Here is a 1,377-nt window from a genome sequence, read left to right on the forward strand (position 1 = left end):
GGGGGTGGGGGGGGGGGGGGCGGGGGGGGGGGCGGGGGGGGGGGGGGGGGGGGGGCGGGGGGGGCCGGGGGGGGGGGCGGGGGGGGCCCCGCGGCCCCCCCGCCTCCCGTCCGTGGTCACCCCGTCAGTGCGAGGCGGCCTTCTCGATCTTCTTGCGGAGCTTCGCGCGCTGCTTCCGCGCGTGCGGGTCGTTCCAGGCCTTGCGGATGGTCTCGGCCGTGCTCGTCTTCTTCACGACGGGCCGGTTCGACCGGGACCCGATCCAGATGCCGACCAGGGCGATGAGCCCGATGACGATGATGCGGTTGCGCATGCTGTTCTCCTTCTCTCGGTGGGTGACCGCGTGGGGTCAGCCGGTGATGCGGCGGCGACCGCCGACGCGGACGATCAGGCCGGCGACGACCGCACCGAGGACCGGTGCGACGATGAAGACCCAGAGCTGGGCGAGCGGCGTGGCCCCACCGTAGACCGCGGCAGCGACGGAGCGTGCGGGGTTCACGGAGGTGTTGCTCACCGGGATGCTCACCAGGTGGATGAGGGTCAGGGTGAGGCCGATGCCGATCGGGGCGAGGGCCTGGTACTCCTGCTTGGCGGTGATCGAGAGGATCACCGCGAGGAAGACCCCGGTGAGGACCGCCTCGGTCAGGAAGACGGCGCCGAGGCCGTACCCGCCCGGGCTGGCACTGCCGAAGCCGTTCGAGGCGAAGCCCGCGTCGTGCGCGGCCCGGAAGGCGCCGGCCTTCCCGGAGAGCACGATCGCGATGATGCTGGTCGCGGCGAGGCCGCCGAGGACCTGCGACACGATGTAGCCGGCCACGTGCCGCAGGTCCGTGCGCCCGGCGGCGAGGAGGCCGAGGGTGACGGCCGGGTTGAAGTGGCCGCCGGAGATGTGCCCGACGGCGGCGATGCCGGCGACGAGCGTCAGACCGAAGGCCAGTGCGACGCCGAGGAAGCCGACGCCGGACTGGTTGTCGGTGTCGCTCGGGAAGTTCGCGGCGAAGAGTGCCGTACCGACGCCGCCGAGCACGAGCAGGAAGGTGCCGAAGAACTCGGACAGGTAGCGGGCCAGCGGGCTCCACTCGGCAGCGTCCTCGCGACGCTGTTCCGAGGTCGATGCGCTGACGGCTCCGTGGTTGCGTGCCATGTGGGGTCTCCTCCTGGGTCTGCGGACGGGAGGCTCGGGTCGCCTCCCGGGTTCGGCTGCGGCTGTGTGGACGGCCGGTTCCGGGCACGGAACGGCCGGGGGACGTCGGGCGTCCCCCGGCCTGTGGGTGGTGCTGCGTGGTGCTGGTGGTGCTGTTACTGGACGCGGGTGGTGCGTGCCAGTGCGGTGCGGGTGCCGCCGGTGAGGTGGACCAGGACCGGGATCTGTCGGCC

2 protein-coding genes are annotated in these 1,377 nt (G+C 73.3%); both read right to left on the reverse strand.

Annotation, left to right across the window (positions count from 1 at the left end):
* Positions 1–124 precede the first annotated feature (124 nt).
* A complete protein-coding gene (locus PIJ49_RS16910; protein WP_066653419.1) occupies positions 125–313 on the reverse strand; it encodes a hypothetical protein in 189 nt (62 codons plus the stop codon).
* Positions 314–349: 36 nt separating this feature from the next.
* Entirely contained in the window at positions 350–1,144 is a 795-nt protein-coding gene (gene aqpZ / locus PIJ49_RS16915) for an aquaporin Z (protein ID WP_081984767.1), read from the reverse strand.
* Between the last annotated feature and the right edge of the window lie 233 nt (positions 1,145–1,377).

The sequence above is a fragment of the Curtobacterium uvaldense genome, assembly GCF_028307415.1.
Taxonomy (GTDB): domain Bacteria; phylum Actinomycetota; class Actinomycetes; order Actinomycetales; family Microbacteriaceae; genus Curtobacterium.

Excerpts from the sequence above, each read along its gene's own strand:
- aqpZ (WP_081984767.1), bottom strand. The coding sequence starts at position 1,144 with ATGGCACGCAACCACGGAGCCGTCAGCGCATCGACCTCGGAACAGCGT.
- PIJ49_RS16910 (WP_066653419.1), bottom strand. The coding sequence starts at position 313 with ATGCGCAACCGCATCATCGTCATCGGGCTCATCGCCCTGGTCGGCATC.